Below are 17,058 nucleotides of genomic sequence, written 5' to 3' on the forward strand. Positions count from 1 at the left end.
AATATGCTTAATTTTGTTAATGCAATATTGGTAAATTTGTCTATTATCGTCAGTATTTCTTTGACACTCTACTTTCTATCCATCAGACAATCCTTAAAGGACAGCCAGCTCGAGACTGGTTTTATTAATACTTCGGGTATGCTTTCATTAACTAAGACACATCAACTTATTTTAGGAGTAATCGTTGGTATTTTATGCTTTTTTATTTCTTTAAATAAAATACCGGTTCCTTTATATAGGGGTATTTCAGTAGATGTAAGATATCTTCCTATTTTCTTTTCTATCTATTATGGTTCTATTTTAATTGGCGTTACGAATGGTACCACTTTAATAATTCTTAAATTGATACAATACTCTCTTAGGGGTGCTTTTGCGTATGAGTATTTTAATAATGTTTTTCTAACGTTATCACTTGTAATATTAGCCTCTATTATTAAAAAACAGCTTCTACCTCAAAAAAGGGCTGTTTTTACATTTTTAATAGTTGCGCTAACTATTCGATTTATTATATTTTCTATTATTTTTTATCCAATTTGGCAGTTAGACAAATTCATGAACTTAGTCGTATACATGACCATTTTTTCCCTCGTTTTTCTTTTTACAGCTTGGTTAATTGACTCTTCTATTTCTATTTCAAAGAGGGTACATATTTACAGAACTGCTTCTATCTATGATCATCTCACAAAATTATATAATAAAGAATCCTTTTATTTTTTCTTAGATCATGCTTATAATGACTTGATTATAAACCAATCATCTTGCGGTGTAGCTGTTATAGATATCGACAACTTTAAATCTATAAATGATAAATATGGGCATCTAGCCGGAGATCAGGCATTAACTCATGTAGCGAATTTTTTGACTAAAGATAAAGCACCAACTGAATCTCCTAGAATATGTCGTATTGGAGGAGATGAATTTGCAATGGTCTTTAAAGCACCAATTGACGATCCTGAAAGTTACCTTAAAAAAAAGTTATCTAGCATTCATCATGTGGAATTTAGTTTTAATAATCAGTCAATTGATATTAATCTATCATGTGGTCTAGCTATTATTAATAAAGACCCCTATTCTGAGAGTAAAATTAGTACAGATGATTTATTTACTCTAGCAGATACAGCTCTATATGATGCAAAACGAAATGGAAAAAATCAGTTAATTGTTACTCATCATAATATATAAAAAGCTTTAAAACTGGAATGAATCCAATTTTAAAGCTTTTTTATAAATACAGACTATGGAGGCTTTTTATGAACTACTACGATCAACACTTGCACACACACCATTCGTTTGATTCAAACGAAACTTTTGAAAACTATTTAAAAACTTATTCTCCTACTTACTTCGTTTCGACAGAACATTTAGATTTTGATAATCCATATGTCAAAGGTACTGATAGCATCCCGGAATTCGAGGCATATAAAAAGGAGATTGAGTCATTAGATAAAAAACATGAGACAACGTTACTTAAAGGAATTGAAGTAGGTTATGTTGACTATCAGCATGATAGAATTACTTCTTTTTTAAATGAAAAGGACTATGATATTATTTTACTTAGCATTCATCAAAATGGCAGATTTGATTATATGGATGATGATGTTCTAGCACTAGAGGTTGTCGATTTAATTGATGATTATTATTCTCGTATGTTAGATGCCGTGAAAAAAGCAGATTTCGCTAACGTGTTAACCCATTTTGATTACGGAATGAGACGATTAGACTTATCTGTTGATGAATTTAAAAAATATGCTGAACCGTATTTGATTGATATTTTTAAAATAATCATTGAGAAAGATATGGCGTTTGAATTAAATGCTAAAAGTTTTATCAAATATGGAAATAAAGCACTGTATGAATATGCCATCCCTTTATACATTTCATTAGGTGGAAAGTTGTTTACACTAGGGTCTGATGCTCATGTTGTGGAAGATTATGAACTGGGATTTGAAAAGATGGGTTCCTTACTAAAGAAACACGGTATAAATAAGTTAGCTATTTACCAAAAACAAAAATTAAATAGTGTTGAATTATAAAAGAGCAGAGTTTTTTCTTTCCTTTTATAATTAAAACCACACACAATATATATAGAAATTTCTTATAATGTTAACCAATATGTTTCATCTCTAAGTTAAACTATTAATTGACTATCATAAGGAGATGACTTCTATGTTAACCAGCTATTCAACGATTCTTGTTTTGTTTATTATTATTGCACTGGGTTATATCTTAGCGAAAAGAGGAATTTTCACAAATGACGTCAGTTCTGCCCTTTCATTCTTTGTGATTAACTTTGCCCTACCTTTAGAAATATTCCTTCGAATTATGCGTGATTTTAACAAACAAAAACTAGAAAACTTATTTAAAGAATCTTTTTTTCCAATCCTCGTTATTTGTTTCGTGCTTATCATTGGTTACTTTAGTTCCTCACTTTTTAAAGTATCTAAAGAACAAAAAGGAGCGTTCACCTTATGCTTTGCTTCACCAAGTGCCGCTTTTATTGGGATGCCGATTATTTTAGGTCTATATGGTGATAAAGGACTTCCTTATGCTTTACTCGTTTATGTGGTGACTAGTTTATCTACATGGACAATCGGTATTACTCTTCTCAACCGAGATAGTGAACTGAGCACTCATACACACACACCGTTTGATTTATCACGAACTATCAAAGAATTACTTAGTCCACCAATTGCTGCATTTATCGTTGCTAGTTTACTCGTTGTACTAAATATCCCTCTACCTTTTTTTGTTAAATCATTATTTGGCTATATTGGAAACACCACATCAGCTTTAGCCATGCTGTTTATTGGAACAACCATTTTTCGCACTGGAATTAAAAATCTGACGTTTTCAAAAGAAGTATTGGGGATTCTTTTTGGTAGATTTTTCATTACACCTTTAATCGTTCTTTTATTCGCTCATCTATTTCATATTTCAAATATTATGGGCGCTGTATGTTTACTTCAATTTAGTATTCCTGTTTCGAATACAGTAGCCATCCTAGCTGGCGAAAAACATGTAGATGTTGGTTTTACGGATTCTTCACTAACCTACTCATTATTAGCCTATCTTTTTCTTTTCCCTATCATGATGAAACTTGTTACAGTCTTTTTTTAAATACAAAAAACCAACGACTATAACTGTCGCTGGTTTTTCTATTATTTAGTATAAATTCCTATTGTCTGATAAGGCTCTAAGGTCAGTTTTTTCGTTAAAGAAATAGTATCGATATTACTTATTAAAACTTCACCATTTAAAAACTCATCTGGAATATCGATTGTTACGGATTCATGTGAAAAGTTGTTTAAGACAAGTAACGCTTCGTCATCAAATCGTCTCACGTAACCAAATATTCTAGTATTAGGAACGTCAAAAGGTGTATAATCTCCTTCTGATATGACTTCTTTTTCTTTTCTTAATTGGATTAGCTTTTGATAAAAAGTGAAAATAGTTCCTTGTTCTAATTCCTTTTCTACCGTAATGTCAGTATACTTCCCTGTAGATAACCAAGGTGTACTTGTACTAAATCCAGAGTGTTCCGTCGAATCCCACTGCATTGGTGTACGGGAGTTATCTCTCGATTTTGCTTGGATGATTTCCATTGCCTTCTGATGATTTAACCCTTCACTAATTAAAATATCATAAGCATTATGTGTCTCAACATCTTGATACATTTCTAGTTCAGAAAATTCAGGGTCTAACATGCCAATCTCTTCTCCCATATAAACATAAGGCGTTCCTCGGTTTAAATGAATGGATGCAGCTAACATCTTAGCGCCACGCTCTCGATAGTCTTTCCAATCAATAAACCGATTAAGTGCTCGTGGTTGGTCATGATTATTCCAAAACAGGGCATTCCATCCATTTCCATCACTCATACCCTCTCCCCAAGCATGTAAAATAAATTTCAATGCTTCAAAATCATAAGGCATTTTAGTCCACTTTTCACCATTTCTATAATCCACTTTCAAATGATGAAAATTAAAAATCATACTCAGTTCTTCTCTATCAGGTGCGGTATAAAGAATGCCATTTTCGATAGTAGTTGAACTCATTTCCCCCACTGTGACAATCGATTTGTCTTTTCCAAACGTTTTTTGGTTCATCTCATGAATAAATTCATGGGCAATTGGTTTATCAGTATATTCAAACTTACCAACCTGATCTTCTGCGTCTTTTAAGACCTCATCTTTTCCAATGACATTAATCACATCAAAACGCAGTCCTTTTACACCTAAAGCTGTCCAAAAATCAACTACCTTATATAATTCCTTTCGAACATTTGGATTACGCCAATTCAGATCAGCTTGCGTTTTATCAAATAAATGTAAAAAATATTTAGATGTATCACCAAATTGAGACCATGCATTTCCACCAAATTTTGATTCCCAGTTAGTTGGTTCATTTCTTAATATAAAGAAGTCTTGATAATAAGAATCACCTGCCAATGCTTTTTTAAACCATTCATGTTCAATTGATACATGATTTAACACCATATCTAGCATAATATCAATCTTTTTTTCATGTGCTTTTTCTACTAGTTCTTTAAAATCTGCTTCTGTGCCAAATATTGGGTCAATCGCTGTATAGTTTGAGATATCATAGCCATTATCTTTTTGTGGACTTGGATAAATTGGATTTAACCAAATCATATCAACACCTAACGTTTCTAAATAGGGTAATTTTTCAATAATACCTTGTATGTCTCCTACACCATCCCCATTTTTATCATAAAATGATTTTGGATAAACCTGATAGATTACTTTGTCCTTAAAACTCAATGACGTCACTCCTAACTAAATTGTTTTAACTTGCAAAATTCCTGTATCATTTGTCACGTTACCATCTTTGATTATCGGGTCTACTTGATAACTATCTGAATTAGTAATGACCACTTGTGTTTGAGTTAAAAATCCTGACTCTCTAATACCATCTATATCAAAATCTAGTAATAAATCACCAATCATCACTTTATCGCCTTGTTTGACATGTGTTTCAAAATACTGTCCATTTAAATTAACTGTATCTAGACCAACATGTATCAACATTTCAATTCCATGATCATCTACAATACCTATTGCATGTTTACTAGGAAATACTAAACTTATCGTTCCGTTCATCGGTGCGTAAACATGACCTTCCATCGGCTCAATGACCACTCCTTGTCCCATTGTTCCTTGAGAAAATACTGGATCTTTTGAATCAGTAATTGGTGATAACTCTCCAACTAATGGTGCATAGACCGAAACAACTTCACTAGCAACATTTTCAGATGTCACAGGTATGCTTAAGCTATCATCAATAGGTGAAATAGCTTCACCAACTCTGTCTAGCTGATTGAAAATACCTGCTCTTCTAAAGAATAATGTTAAAATAAATGGGACTATAACTGCAATAATCATCCCTATAAAGAATACCCCGTAATATTTTGGCATGATAGCTAAAATACCTGGTAAGCCACCAACACCAATTGATAAGGCTCTAACACCAAATAATGTCACAAATAAACCAGCTATCCCACTACCAATCATAGCTGCAACAAATGGATACATATATTTTAAATTAATCCCAAACATTGCAGGTTCTGTTACACCTAACCAAGCTGAAATAACGGATGGAACAGACACTTGTTCTTCTTTTTTATTTCCTCTATGAGCATATACAACAGCTAAAACAGCTGCTCCTTGAGCAATGTTTGATAAACAAATCATTGGCCAAAGATTCGTTGAGCCAAAATCTGCTACTAATTGTTGGTCAATAGCTAACGTTGTATGATGTAAACCTGTAATAACAAGTGGTGCATAAAAAGTACCAAATACAGCAGCAAATAGCCAATTAAGAGATGATGTTAATCCAGTATTTACAACTGTTGAAATAGCAGAACCTATTTTCCAACCAATTGGTCCTAATATTAAATGAGCAGCTAAAATAGTTGGTAATAAAGCAAAAAACGGAACAAATATCATTGAAACAGCTTCTGGAATATGTTTTCTTAAAAATCTTTCTAGATATACTAACATAAAACCTGCTAACATAGCTGGTATAACTTGTGCTTGATAGCCAATTTTATCCATGGTAAAGAATCCAAAATCCCAACTCCAGTTAGCTGCAATATCTGCTGCACTAGTTGAGTTGACTGAATAAGCATTCAAAAGCTGTGGAGAAACTAGTGTAATCCCTAAGACAATTCCTAGTATTTCTGTTCCTCTCATTTTTTTAGCGATACTCCAAGTAATCCCTACTGGAAGGAAGTGAAAAATAGCCTCACCTGGTAACCATAAAAAGCCATTCACACCGTTCCAAAAAGTCGATGATTCTGTTATCGTTTTTCCATCTAAAAATCCCATTGGTACCGCTTCTAAAATATTTCTAAATCCTAATATTAATCCCCCAACAATAATTGCTGGTAATAAAGGCGTAAAAATTTCTGCAAGCATAGTGACTGCTCGTTGTAACATGTTTTGATTTTGTTTTGCCGCTGATTTTATTTCTTCTTTTGTTCCACCTTGAATTCCTGCTACTGACATAAATTCTTCGTAGAACGTTGGTACTTCATTTCCAATAATAACTTGAAACTGTCCAGCATTGGTAAAAATACCTCTCACACAAGATATTTCTTCTATTTTATCTTCTTGTGCTTTAGATGGATCATTTAGTACAAACCTCATACGTGTTGCACAGTGCGTAACTGCCGCAATATTTTCTTTTCCACCGACATAGTCTAGTAATAGCAATGCATCTTGATTAAATTTTCCCATCTTCTTTCTCCTTTCACTTGTATATACAAGTTATGTTAAATAAAATATACACCCTATTTTTTTATTTGTAAAGCGCTAACATTATATTTGCACTTCATATTAATTTTCTTTCACATTTTTATTTAATTAATGACTTAATTTGTTGGTTTATTTACCAACAAAACGTTCACTTGTATATAAAAACCAATACAACACAACTTTTGAACAGATGTTTTATTAAAATTTTCTCATTTGAATAAAAAGAAGTATCACCTATTTTATACTTACTATAAGTTGTTCGAACAAGTTAAAAAGGAGTTAGTTATATGAAAGCTTATGAAGTAATTTATCAAACAATTGAAAACAGCATTTTAAAAGGTGAGTACGGTCCGGGAGATTTTTTACCCAGTGAAAATCAATATGTGAAACAGTTTAAAGTATCAAGAGATACTGTCAGAAAGGCATTGAATTTATTAATGACAAATGGGCATATCCAAAAAATACATGGCAAAGGATCCATGGTTTTAAAAAGAGAACAACTAAGATTCCCTATCTCAGGTTTAACAAGTTACAAAGAATTACAACAAGCATATGGATATGATAGTATCACTGATGTCGTCTCATTAGAAACAATAAAAATTTCTGAAGATTTAAGTCGTCTCACAGGATTCGAAAAAGATGAAGATGTCTGGAAAATAATAAGAACAAGAGAAATTGATCATCAAAAAGTAATTCGTGACACAGATTATTTGTTATGTCGATTAATTCCTAATTTAACACGCGAGATTGGAGAGGATTCCATTTACAAATATATCGAAAAAGAGTTAAATTTACAGATCTCTTTTGCCGAAAAAGAAATCAGGGTTGTTCCTTTAAATCAATTAGATAAAGACCATTTAGATTTAAATTCACAAGATAATAATATTGTGTCAATTCAAAGCCGTGTCTTTTTAGCTAATGCTGAACAGTTTCAATACACAGAAAGTAGACACCGTGTTGACAAATTTTTGTTTTACGATTTTGCAAGAAGAAACCCTTCAACTATCTAATATACTAAGAAAAAATCACCCAATAGATAACTCTAATGGGTGATTTTTGATTTTATTCAGATTTTTCTTTTGTTTCTTCTTTTTTCTCTTCTTTTTTCTCTTCTTTTGGTTTTTCAATCATCGCTTTACGAGAAGCATTGACACGTCCCTGACGATCAATTTCAGTTACTTTAACAAGGATTTCATCACCTAATTTAACTACATCTTCTACTTTATTCACACGCTCATGTGAGAATTGAGAGATATGTACTAAGGCATCTTTTCCTTTAAATAAGTTAACAAAGGCCCCAAATTTTTCAATTCTAACAACTTTTGCTAAGTAAACTTCTCCAACTTCAACTTCACGAACCAAATCTTTAATGATTTCAATCGCACGGTTGATTTTATCTTGATCTTGATGGGCAATACTTACATTACCATCTTGATCGATATCAATTTTAACATCAGTTTCTTCGATAATTTTATTGATGGTTTCGCCACCTTTACCGATAACATCTTTAATTTTTTCAGATTTGATTTGAATCATTTCAATCTTAGGAGCATATTTACTTAACTCTTTACGAGGTTCAGCGATTGTTGATGTCAATTCAGTTAGAATTTCCATACGTGCTTTTTTCGCTTGAGTTAGAGCTTCTGTTAAGATAGCTTCTGTAATTCCTTCGATTTTAATATCCATTTGTAATGCTGTAATACCATCTTTTGTTCCGGCAACTTTAAAGTCCATGTCACCCAAGTGGTCTTCCATACCTTGTATATCTGTTAGGATAGTGTAGTTATCCCCATCCATTACAAGTCCCATTGCAATACCCGCAACAGGTGCTTTGATTGGAACACCAGCATCCATTAAGGCCAAGATTCCTGCACAGATACTTGCTTGAGAAGAAGAACCATTTGATTCTAATACTTCTGAAACCACACGAATCATGTATGGAAACTCTTGTTCATTTGGAATGACTTGTGCCATCGCACGTTCACCTAATGCACCATGTCCGATTTCACGACGACCTGGTGATCTCATTGGACCAGTTGAACCAACTGAGTATTGTGGGAAGTTATAATGGTGGATGAATCGTTTGCTTTCTTCCACACCTAAACCATCAATAATTTGATGTTCGCCAAGTGGTGCTAATGTACAAACTGATAAAGCTTGTGTTTGCCCACGAGTAAATAAGCCAGATCCATGTACACGTGGTAAAATTCCTACTTCAGATGATAAAGGACGAATTTCGTCAATTTTACGACCATCAGGACGAACTTTTTCAACTGTAATCAGGCGACGAACTTCATTTTTTTCCATGTCTTCTAAGATTTGACGAACTTCTTTCATCCATTTAGCAGACTCTTCATCTTCAGCAAATTTTTCTTCGTAAACAGCAATCACTTCATCTTTTAAAGCTGAAATATTGTCTTCACGAGCTAATTTTTCTTCTGTTTGAATGGCTTGAGTCATACGAGGCATATAAGTATCATTGATTTCTTTTTCTAAATCAGCATCAACTTGTAATAACTCGATTTCCATTTTTTCTTTGCCGATTTCATTGGCAATTTCTTCTTGGAAAGCAACCAAACGTTTAATTTCTTCATGACCGAATAAAAGGGCACCTAACATATCTTCTTCAGATACTTCTTTTGCACCACTTTCAACCATGTTGATGGCATCTTTTGTTCCAGCTACTGATAATTCAATCGTTGTTTGCTCTGCTTGTTCAACAGTTGGGTTGATGACATACTCACCGTCAACAAAACCAACTTCGACGCCAGCAATTGGGCCATTAAATGGAATATCAGATACACATAGAGCTAAAGATGAACCTAACATTGCTGCCATTTCAGGTGAGCAATCTTGTTCCACACTCATCACTGTGTTCGTAATTTGAACTTCATTACGAAATCCTTCAGCAAACATTGGACGGATTGGTCTATCAATCAAACGAGCAGTTAATGTTGCTGTTTCACTTGGACGTCCTTCACGTTTAATGAATCCTCCTGGTACTTTCCCAACAGCATACATTTTTTCTTCGTAGTTAACTGTTAATGGGAAAAAATCAACATCTTTCGCTTGTTTTGAAGCCACTGCGACACTTAATACCACTGTGTCACCATATCTTACTAACACTGCTCCATTTGCTTGTTTGGCTAATTGCCCGATTTCAACTGATAGCGGACGACCGCCCCAAGTTGTTTCAAATACACGTTTTTCACTATGCATTATTTTTCTCCTTTGCATACTCGAGGTGAACAGACTACTAAACAAATATCAATCTTCTCAAAAAAATAAGAAAACTCATATTTGCATAGTAGACAATCAGCTCATCCTCGGTTTTTTATTAAAAGAAAAGCGAGATCAAAACGACCTCACTTATCCTCTTATTTTTGGCTAAATTGATTAACGGCGTAAGCCTAAACGTTTGATTAATTCACGGTAACGTTGAACATCATTTTTACGTAAGTAAGCTAATAAGTTACGACGGTGACCAACTTTTTTCATTAATCCACGGTATGAATGGTGGTCTTTTTTATGCACGTGTGCATGCTCGTTTAATGCATTAATTTCTGCAGTTAAAACAGCGATTTGTACTTCTGGAGAACCAGTATCTCCTTCGTGACGTGCGTATTCTTTAATGATTTCGTTCTTGCGTTCTTTTGAAATTGCCATGTCTTTCACCTCTTCTATATTATTTCCCCAAAACTGAGTATATCGTTGGTGATTCGATGTACCAAGTAATAGGCATGTGACGATTTATCACACAATGGTACTTTACATGATTTTTAGCATAAAAGCAACTGTTTCATACACTTAATTCTCGTTTTATTTATCTTTTTTGTACCAATCATAATGAAATATTCCTTCTCGGTCTTTTCGCTCATAAGTATGTGCACCAAAGTAATCTCTTTGTGCTTGAATAATATTGGCTGGTAAGTCTTTTGAGCGGTATGAATCATAATAAGAAATCGCCGAAGACAGACTTGGTACTGGTACGCCTAGTTTAACTGCTAAAGAAACAACTTCTCTAATGTCACTTTGGTATTCTGAAACAATACTTAAAAAGTAGTCATCTAACATTAGATTTTTTAGTGTTGGATTCTTTTCATAAGCATCTGTGATTTTTTGTAAAAATTGTGCACGTATAATACAGCCTTCACGAAATATTTGAGCGAGTTCTCCATAGTTTAATGACCAATTGTATTCATTACTTGCCATCATCATTTGTGAAAAGCCTTGCGCGTAACTCATAATCTTACTAAAGTATAAGGCTCTTCTGACTTTTTCTATCATGACGTTTTTATCTATGTCTATAGTAGCATCTGGTCCTGGTAAAATACGACTTGCCTCGCATCGTTCTTCTTTTAAAGCTGACATAAATCTAGCAAAAACTGCTTCTGTTACAAGAGGTAATGGCACACCTAAATCAAGTGCATTTTGACTGGTCCATTTCCCAGTCCCTTTATTGCCTGCTTTATCTAATATGTGTGTGACGATGTAATCTTGCGTGTCTAAATCATCTTTCTTCATTAATAATTCTGATGTAATCGTCATTAAATAGCTGTTTAGTTCGCCATCATTCCAAGAATTAAAGATTTGAGATATTTCTTCTATACTAATATCCAATCCTTTAGATAAAATATCATAACTCTCGGCGATCAACTGCATGTCACCATACTCAATACCGTTATGAACCATTTTAACAAAATGTCCAGCTCCGTCTGGTCCAATGTAAGACACACAAGGTTTTCCATCATGAGCTTTAGCTGCAATATCTTCAAACAAAGGTTTAATTAAATCATATGCTTCACGTTGACCACCTGGCATGAGTGATGGACCGTTTAGTGCACCTTCTTCCCCACCAGACACACCTGAACCCACAAAGTTAATTCCAAATTCTTTTAAGTAGTTACTTCGTCTAAGTGTATCAGTGTAATGAGTATTTCCTCCATCAATCAACACATCATTTTCATCTAAATAAGGGACTAACTGTTCAATCATAGTATCTGTTATCTTTCCAGCAGTTACCATCAGCATTATTTTTCGAGGTGTTTCAATTGATTCAACAAAAGAGTCAATTGTTTCAAATCCTTTAATGTTTTTTTCTGGATGATTCTTTAAAAACTCATCTGTTTCATGATAAAAATGACTGTAAACGGACACGCTGTATCCTTTGCTTTCACTATTTAAAGCCAAATTTTTTCCCATAACACCTAATCCTACCATACCAAACTGCTGCTTACTCATTTAATCAATTGCCTCCTGTAACTTTTTTCATTAGTTATAAATCCTTTAGAATAATAACATAACTGATTTAGTTTCTTAGAAAAATATGAAAGTTTTCATCGTTCTATTACCAAAATAAAATAAGTAAAAATAACATTTATTAAGGGTTTAAGCGATTTATTTATTTCTCAATGTTTTCATTTTATGGTAAAATGAAAAGTACTATATTAGAATAGAAAGGAAGGGATATTGATGATTACAATGGATGATATTATCCGTGAGGGGCATCCTACCCTTCGTGAAGTTGCCAAAGAAGTTGAGTTACCTTTATCAGAAGAAGATATTGAACTAGGTAAACGTATGCAAGAGTTTCTAAAAAACAGTCAAGACCCAGAACTTGCAGAAAAGTACAAACTGCGTGGTGGTGTTGGACTTGCCGCACCACAATTAAATATTTCAAAACGCATTATTGCAATTGAAATTCCTAGTCAGTCAGAAGAAGATACTGAACCACTTTTAAGCACTGTCATGTATAATCCCAAAATAGTAAGTCACTCAGTTCAACAAGCCGCTCTTGAAGAAGGAGAAGGTTGTTTATCTGTTGACAGACCCGTACCAGGTTACGTTATTAGGAACGCACGAATTACAGTTACTTATCATGATATAAATGGTGAAGAACATAAAATTCGTTTGAAAAATTATATGGCCATTGTGGTACAACATGAGATTGATCATATCAATGGTATTATGTTCTACGATCATATTAATGAAGAACATCCAAATTATGCACCAGATGATGTTATTTTTATCCAATAAAAAGCTTGTCATACAAATTGTATGACAAGCTTTTTTTGTTCTACTCGATTAATCTAAATAGTCAACAGATTCATCTTTGTTCAACCAAGAATAAGTTAACCCAATAACCAATCCTCCACCAATAAAGTTACCAATGAAAGTAAAAATCAAATTGGTCGCTACTGCACCAACCGTCATTCCAGCAATTACCCCGCCTGATGAAAAATATGCTAATGGGAAGTAAATAAAATTGGCGATAACGTGCTCGAATCCTAAGAAGGTAAAAATAAAAATAACTAGAATGATACCAAATAATCGACCCACATCATCTTTTAATTTCATCGACATCAAAACAGCCAGGTTAACAATCACATTGGCAAAAATCCCTTCTATTAATGTTTGAAGGATTCCCTTTTCAAATTTCCCCTCAACCAGATGCGTTAAAAAATTATCTGCTGGTAATCCTTTAAAAGATCCTGTAAGAGATAACATATAAGCAATAACGAGTGCACCGATTAAATTAAACAGCACACAAACTAGCAATATTTTTAACGCACGACTTGGTGCTAATTTCTTTCGGTAAGTCGCAACTGTCATATACATCATGTTAGATGTTCCAAGTTCTGCATTAAGAAAAATGATTAAAGCTAATCCCAAACCAAATGCCATCGCGTATAAAGCTTTTCCCGCTGCTGGGTCTGTAAATTTCAATCCTAATCCTATTGCAATCGCTGATCCTAAGCTCAGATATAGTGTTGCTAATATCGAACGCATCGCGTATTTCCCAAAATGTTTTTGGATTAATTCATCTTTTTTTTCGATGGACGCATCTAGTTTGGCCATCAATTCTGAATGTTGTGCCATTGTCTTATTCCTTCCTTTGATAACATTGTTATTTTTTGAACAAACTTTTATTTACAGTAGATACTATATCTTAAAAACTCGTCCAAATCTACTAAAAGTTTAATAAAAATGTGGATAAAATACGTCAAATTTTTCTATTTAAACTTTTCTACAAAATATCAATTAATTCTTGTCTTTTCAAAATTGATAAAGTATAATGGAATTTGTGTAAAATAATGCAGCTAGAAAATAAGTAGCACGTTTATTAGTTTATTGCCTTTATGGGTTCAATTGCGTAACCGCGGCTGCAAAGGTGAAGATTGAAGAATAAACTAAGCGTCTATTAATATTTTCAAGAAATTATTTTACTCCAAATAAAAAATTATATTGGAGGATTTTTAAATGTCTCGTTATACAGGACCAAGTTGGAAAATTTCTCGTCGTTTAGGCGTATCTTTATCAGGAACTGGTAAAGAATTGGCTCGTCGTCCATATGCACCAGGACAACACGGACCAAACCAAAGAAGAAACAAATCAGAATATGGTATGCAATTAACTGAAAAACAAAAATTACGCCATATGTACGGTTTAAATGAACGTCAATTCCGTAATCTTTTCATGAGAGCCGGAAAAATTAAAGAAGGTAAACACGGTGTTAACTTTATGGTTCTTTTAGAACAACGTTTAGACAACGTAGTATACCGTCTAGGTTTAGCTACAACTCGTCGTCAAGCACGTCAGTTAGTTAACCATGGTCACGTTTTAGTTGATGGCAAACGTGTTAACATCCCTTCATACGAAGTGGCTGTTGGACAAGTTATCTCTATCCGTGAAAAATCTAAAGAATTAACAATCATTAAAGATGCTGTTGAATCAACTTTAGGTCGTCCTTCATTTGTAAGCTTTGACGCTGAAAAATTAGAAGGTAGTATCACTCGTTTACCAGAACGTGATGAATTACCACAAGAAGTTGACGAGTCTTACGTAGTTGAGTTCTACAACAAATTACTATAAGATTATCAATTATCTTTATACAAAAAAGAGATGGCATGCCATCTCTTTTTTTATTTCCTCTTATGATTGATAAACATAATTAACCAGATAATTAGAATCACGGATAAGATGACCACATAAATCCATTCATAATCTGACGACAAGCGTGGCAAGTCAATATTCATCCCATAAAACCCTGTAATTAACGTTGGGATAGCTAATGCTAACGACCAAACTGTTAAAAATTTCATCGTATCATTTAAGTTATTATTCATAATACTATCGAAAATCCGAGCAATTCGGTCTACAATGTCTGATTCAAGTTCAGTCATATGCGCTACCTGATTGGCTTCAATAATCGCATCTTCAAGGCGTTCCATCGTTTGTTCATCAAAACTTCTTCCTAATTTTGATCGTTTTATTTGTTCCAATATTTCTAAATTATTTTCTGACGCACTAAGTAAGAATGTCAGAGTTTGTTGTAAGTAAGATAGGCGAACCAAATCTTTATTCTTCACTCTTTCTGTTAACAAGTCATCTAACTGATGACGCTCTTTAGAAATCTCTCTTAATATCGGTAAATTACGGTCGATTAATTCACGAATTAATTCAAACAAAAAAATCATTGGCGTTGCTGAACTCACCTGCTCGATACTTTCTTTCACACCCTCATAACTAATCGTACTTTCCGCTTCATTAAACGAAAATAACATGTCATCTTTTACTAAAAAACTAACTGGTCTTGACACATAGCGAATGTCTTTAGGTTGCTTTGTCGGAACATGAATCACAACCAACTCTATGTCATTGACAGAATCAGTAATATAATTACTTCGTTCATAAATATCCATGACATATTCAAGCGTTTCCTCTGGTATTTGAAACTCGTTTCTTAATATCTTCTTTTCACTCGTTGATAAATGATGGGTTTCAATCCATTTAAAAGACGGATTTATCTGATGTTCTACCAACATTGTCATTGCCCCTTTTTTCTTTGTTAACTAATAAAAAAGAAGTCATCAATCATGACCTCTTTTTACTTTCTATTTTATTATACACTACCTACGATTAAAGGCATAAACAAACCTGCTATATTAAAGTAAATCAACACACTGGTCAAATCACTAAGGGTCGTGATAAACGGACCACTTGCTACTGCAGGGTCAAAACCAATTTTTTCCATCAATATTGGAATTAAACTACCAGCTAAGTTGGCGATTGTTATCGCACAAAGCATTGCAATACCAATAACCATTCCTAGCGGGAAATTTTGTTTCCAAAAACCAACAACTAAGAAAATAACCACACCCGTTACTGCTCCTGTGATAATCCCTGTTAATATCTCACTCATAATTAATGAGAAAAAGTTCAGTTCTTTATCATCAGAGACGGCCAGTTTTCTAACTGCAACGGCTAATGATTGCGTTCCTGCATTTCCAGCAGTACCGGTTATTAACGAAATAAATACGGCTAAAATACTCGCTTCACTAATCAGCACTTCATAGTGACTTATCAATGATGCTGTCGACATACCTAAAAACAAAAGTGTCACAAGCCACGGCAATCGCTTCAATGCAGCTTGAAAAGAACTTTCAGTGGTCGCTTCAACATCGACCCCGGCCAAACCAGAGTAATCACTTGCTGCCTCATCATCAATAACGTCAATGATATCATCAACGGTAATAATCCCTAATAAGTGATTATTATCATCAACAACTGGAATAGCAAGAAAGTCATAATCACGAATCATTTTTGCGACTTCTTCTTGGTCTTCATTTACACCAACACTAATCACACGCTCGCCCATCATCTCTTCAATCATCATGTCATCATCACTCACAATTAAATCTCTTAGCGAAATAACACCTACTAATTGATTTGTTAAGCTGACAACATACACATAGTAGATAATTTCAGCTTCTTGTGCTTTTTTCTTTAAAAGCGTTAAAGCAGAACGTACTGTTTGATTGGCTACAATCGATACATATTCTGTTGCCATAATTGAACCAGCTGTTTTATCTTCATAATGAAGCAGTCGTTTCATATTAACCGATGTTTCAGGTTTCATACGATCTAGATACGTTCTAGCAGTTTCTTCTTCTAACTGACTCAAAATATCAACCGCATTATCGGTATACATGTTTTCTAAAATGGCCACGACATAATTAGGTGACATCTCTGTAATATAATCTGTTAATCCTTCATGGTCTTCCTCGATGACATCAAGCATATCAGCCATCTCTTTGGGTGACAAATAAGCATACATCAGATGACGTTCTTTTTTATCTAAAGATAAATAAAATTGTCCCTGTTCATACAAATGCCAATCAAGAAACTTTTCCCTAAAAACATCCATATTCTGACTTTGTAATAACTTTAGTAATTCTTTTTCTTGTTCTTCTTTGTTTAACACTTCTGTCATACCAACGAA

14 protein-coding genes are annotated in these 17,058 nt (G+C 33.7%); 6 read left to right on the forward strand and 8 right to left on the reverse strand.

Annotation, left to right across the window (positions count from 1 at the left end; genetic code table 11):
- Positions 1-3 precede the first annotated feature (3 nt).
- From BHY08_RS08315 to BHY08_RS08325, 3 genes are all read left to right on the forward strand, one after another.
- A complete protein-coding gene (locus BHY08_RS08315; protein WP_071457424.1) occupies positions 4-1,182 on the forward strand; it encodes a GGDEF domain-containing protein in 1,179 nt (392 codons plus the stop codon).
- Positions 1,183-1,250: 68 nt separating this feature from the next.
- The gene (locus BHY08_RS08320; protein ID WP_071457425.1) at positions 1,251-2,033 is read left to right on the forward strand and encodes a PHP domain-containing protein; all 783 of its coding nucleotides are present in this window, start codon (positions 1,251-1,253) and stop codon (positions 2,031-2,033) included.
- 133 nt (positions 2,034-2,166) lie between these two features.
- The gene (locus tag BHY08_RS08325) at positions 2,167-3,117 is read left to right on the forward strand and encodes an AEC family transporter (protein WP_071457426.1); all 951 of its coding nucleotides are present in this window, start codon (positions 2,167-2,169) and stop codon (positions 3,115-3,117) included.
- A gap of 41 nt (positions 3,118-3,158) precedes the next feature.
- Here the strand turns inward: BHY08_RS08325 and treC are convergent, their stop codons facing one another.
- Both treC and treP read right to left on the reverse strand, forming a co-directional pair.
- A complete protein-coding gene (gene treC / locus BHY08_RS08330; RefSeq protein ID WP_071457427.1) occupies positions 3,159-4,781 on the reverse strand; it encodes an alpha,alpha-phosphotrehalase in 1,623 nt (540 codons plus the stop codon).
- Positions 4,782-4,796: 15 nt separating this feature from the next.
- A complete protein-coding gene (gene treP / locus BHY08_RS08335; protein WP_071457428.1) occupies positions 4,797-6,758 on the reverse strand; it encodes a PTS system trehalose-specific EIIBC component in 1,962 nt (653 codons plus the stop codon).
- 305 nt (positions 6,759-7,063) lie between these two features.
- Here treP and treR point away from each other — a divergent pair, with 305 nt between their 5' ends.
- Entirely contained in the window at positions 7,064-7,786 is a 723-nt protein-coding gene (gene treR, locus BHY08_RS08340; protein WP_071457429.1) for a trehalose operon repressor, read from the forward strand.
- A gap of 52 nt (positions 7,787-7,838) precedes the next feature.
- On the opposite strand, the gene pnp is transcribed toward treR, so the two are convergent.
- The 3 genes from pnp to gndA all read right to left on the reverse strand — a co-directional run bounded on the left by pnp (position 7,839) and on the right by gndA (position 12,017).
- Entirely contained in the window at positions 7,839-9,995 is a 2,157-nt protein-coding gene (gene pnp / locus BHY08_RS08345; protein ID WP_071457430.1) for a polyribonucleotide nucleotidyltransferase, read from the reverse strand.
- Between the two features lie 177 nt (positions 9,996-10,172).
- Positions 10,173-10,442 (reverse strand): 30S ribosomal protein S15, encoded by a 270-nt coding sequence (gene rpsO, locus BHY08_RS08350; RefSeq protein ID WP_071457431.1) that lies wholly within the window; start codon positions 10,440-10,442, stop codon positions 10,173-10,175.
- A 153-nt stretch (positions 10,443-10,595) separates the two neighbouring features.
- Complete coding sequence (gndA, locus tag BHY08_RS08355) at positions 10,596-12,017, reverse strand: NADP-dependent phosphogluconate dehydrogenase (RefSeq protein ID WP_071457432.1); 1,422 nt, start codon at positions 12,015-12,017, stop codon at positions 10,596-10,598.
- Between the two features lie 231 nt (positions 12,018-12,248).
- On the opposite strand from gndA, the gene def reads away from it, so the two are divergent.
- On the forward strand, positions 12,249-12,812 hold the full coding sequence (def, locus tag BHY08_RS08360; RefSeq protein ID WP_071457433.1) for a peptide deformylase: 564 nt from the start codon (positions 12,249-12,251) through the stop codon (positions 12,810-12,812).
- Between the two features lie 48 nt (positions 12,813-12,860).
- Here the strand turns inward: def and BHY08_RS08365 are convergent, their stop codons facing one another.
- Positions 12,861-13,655: a formate/nitrite transporter family protein gene (locus BHY08_RS08365; RefSeq protein WP_071457434.1), complete on the reverse strand. Its 795-nt coding sequence runs from the start codon at positions 13,653-13,655 to the stop codon at positions 12,861-12,863.
- 381 nt (positions 13,656-14,036) lie between these two features.
- On the opposite strand from BHY08_RS08365, the gene rpsD reads away from it, so the two are divergent.
- Complete coding sequence (gene rpsD, locus BHY08_RS08370) at positions 14,037-14,648, forward strand: 30S ribosomal protein S4 (protein ID WP_071457435.1); 612 nt, start codon at positions 14,037-14,039, stop codon at positions 14,646-14,648.
- 50 nt (positions 14,649-14,698) lie between these two features.
- Here rpsD and BHY08_RS08375 read toward each other — a convergent pair whose 3' ends face one another.
- Together BHY08_RS08375 and mgtE are read right to left on the reverse strand one after the other, a co-directional pair.
- Positions 14,699-15,601 (reverse strand): magnesium transporter CorA family protein, encoded by a 903-nt coding sequence (locus BHY08_RS08375; protein WP_169817677.1) that lies wholly within the window; start codon positions 15,599-15,601, stop codon positions 14,699-14,701.
- Positions 15,602-15,678: 77 nt separating this feature from the next.
- On the reverse strand, positions 15,679-17,049 hold the full coding sequence (mgtE, locus tag BHY08_RS08380) for a magnesium transporter (protein WP_071457437.1): 1,371 nt from the start codon (positions 17,047-17,049) through the stop codon (positions 15,679-15,681).
- Positions 17,050-17,058 lie beyond the last annotated feature (9 nt).

Source organism: Vagococcus teuberi (genome assembly GCF_001870205.1).
GTDB classification, from domain to species: Bacteria; Bacillota; Bacilli; order Lactobacillales; family Vagococcaceae; genus Vagococcus; species Vagococcus teuberi.

Bases quoted from the DNA above. Each gene is read 5' to 3' on its own strand.
- BHY08_RS08315 (WP_071457424.1), top strand. From the start codon at position 4: ATGCTTAATTTTGTTAATGCAATATTGGTAAATTTGTCTATTATCGTC.
- BHY08_RS08320 (WP_071457425.1), top strand. From the start codon at position 1,251: ATGAACTACTACGATCAACACTTGCACACACACCATTCGTTTGATTCA.
- BHY08_RS08325 (WP_071457426.1), top strand. From the start codon at position 2,167: ATGTTAACCAGCTATTCAACGATTCTTGTTTTGTTTATTATTATTGCA.
- treP (WP_071457428.1), bottom strand. From the start codon at position 6,758: ATGGGAAAATTTAATCAAGATGCATTGCTATTACTAGACTATGTCGGT.
- treR (WP_071457429.1), top strand. From the start codon at position 7,064: ATGAAAGCTTATGAAGTAATTTATCAAACAATTGAAAACAGCATTTTA.
- pnp (WP_071457430.1), bottom strand. From the start codon at position 9,995: ATGCATAGTGAAAAACGTGTATTTGAAACAACTTGGGGCGGTCGTCCG.
- rpsO (WP_071457431.1), bottom strand. From the start codon at position 10,442: ATGGCAATTTCAAAAGAACGCAAGAACGAAATCATTAAAGAATACGCA.
- gndA (WP_071457432.1), bottom strand. From the start codon at position 12,017: ATGAGTAAGCAGCAGTTTGGTATGGTAGGATTAGGTGTTATGGGAAAA.
- def (WP_071457433.1), top strand. From the start codon at position 12,249: ATGATTACAATGGATGATATTATCCGTGAGGGGCATCCTACCCTTCGT.
- BHY08_RS08365 (WP_071457434.1), bottom strand. From the start codon at position 13,655: ATGGCACAACATTCAGAATTGATGGCCAAACTAGATGCGTCCATCGAA.
- rpsD (WP_071457435.1), top strand. From the start codon at position 14,037: ATGTCTCGTTATACAGGACCAAGTTGGAAAATTTCTCGTCGTTTAGGC.
- BHY08_RS08375 (WP_169817677.1), bottom strand. From the start codon at position 15,601: ATGTTGGTAGAACATCAGATAAATCCGTCTTTTAAATGGATTGAAACC.
- mgtE (WP_071457437.1), bottom strand. From the start codon at position 17,049: ATGACAGAAGTGTTAAACAAAGAAGAACAAGAAAAAGAATTACTAAAG.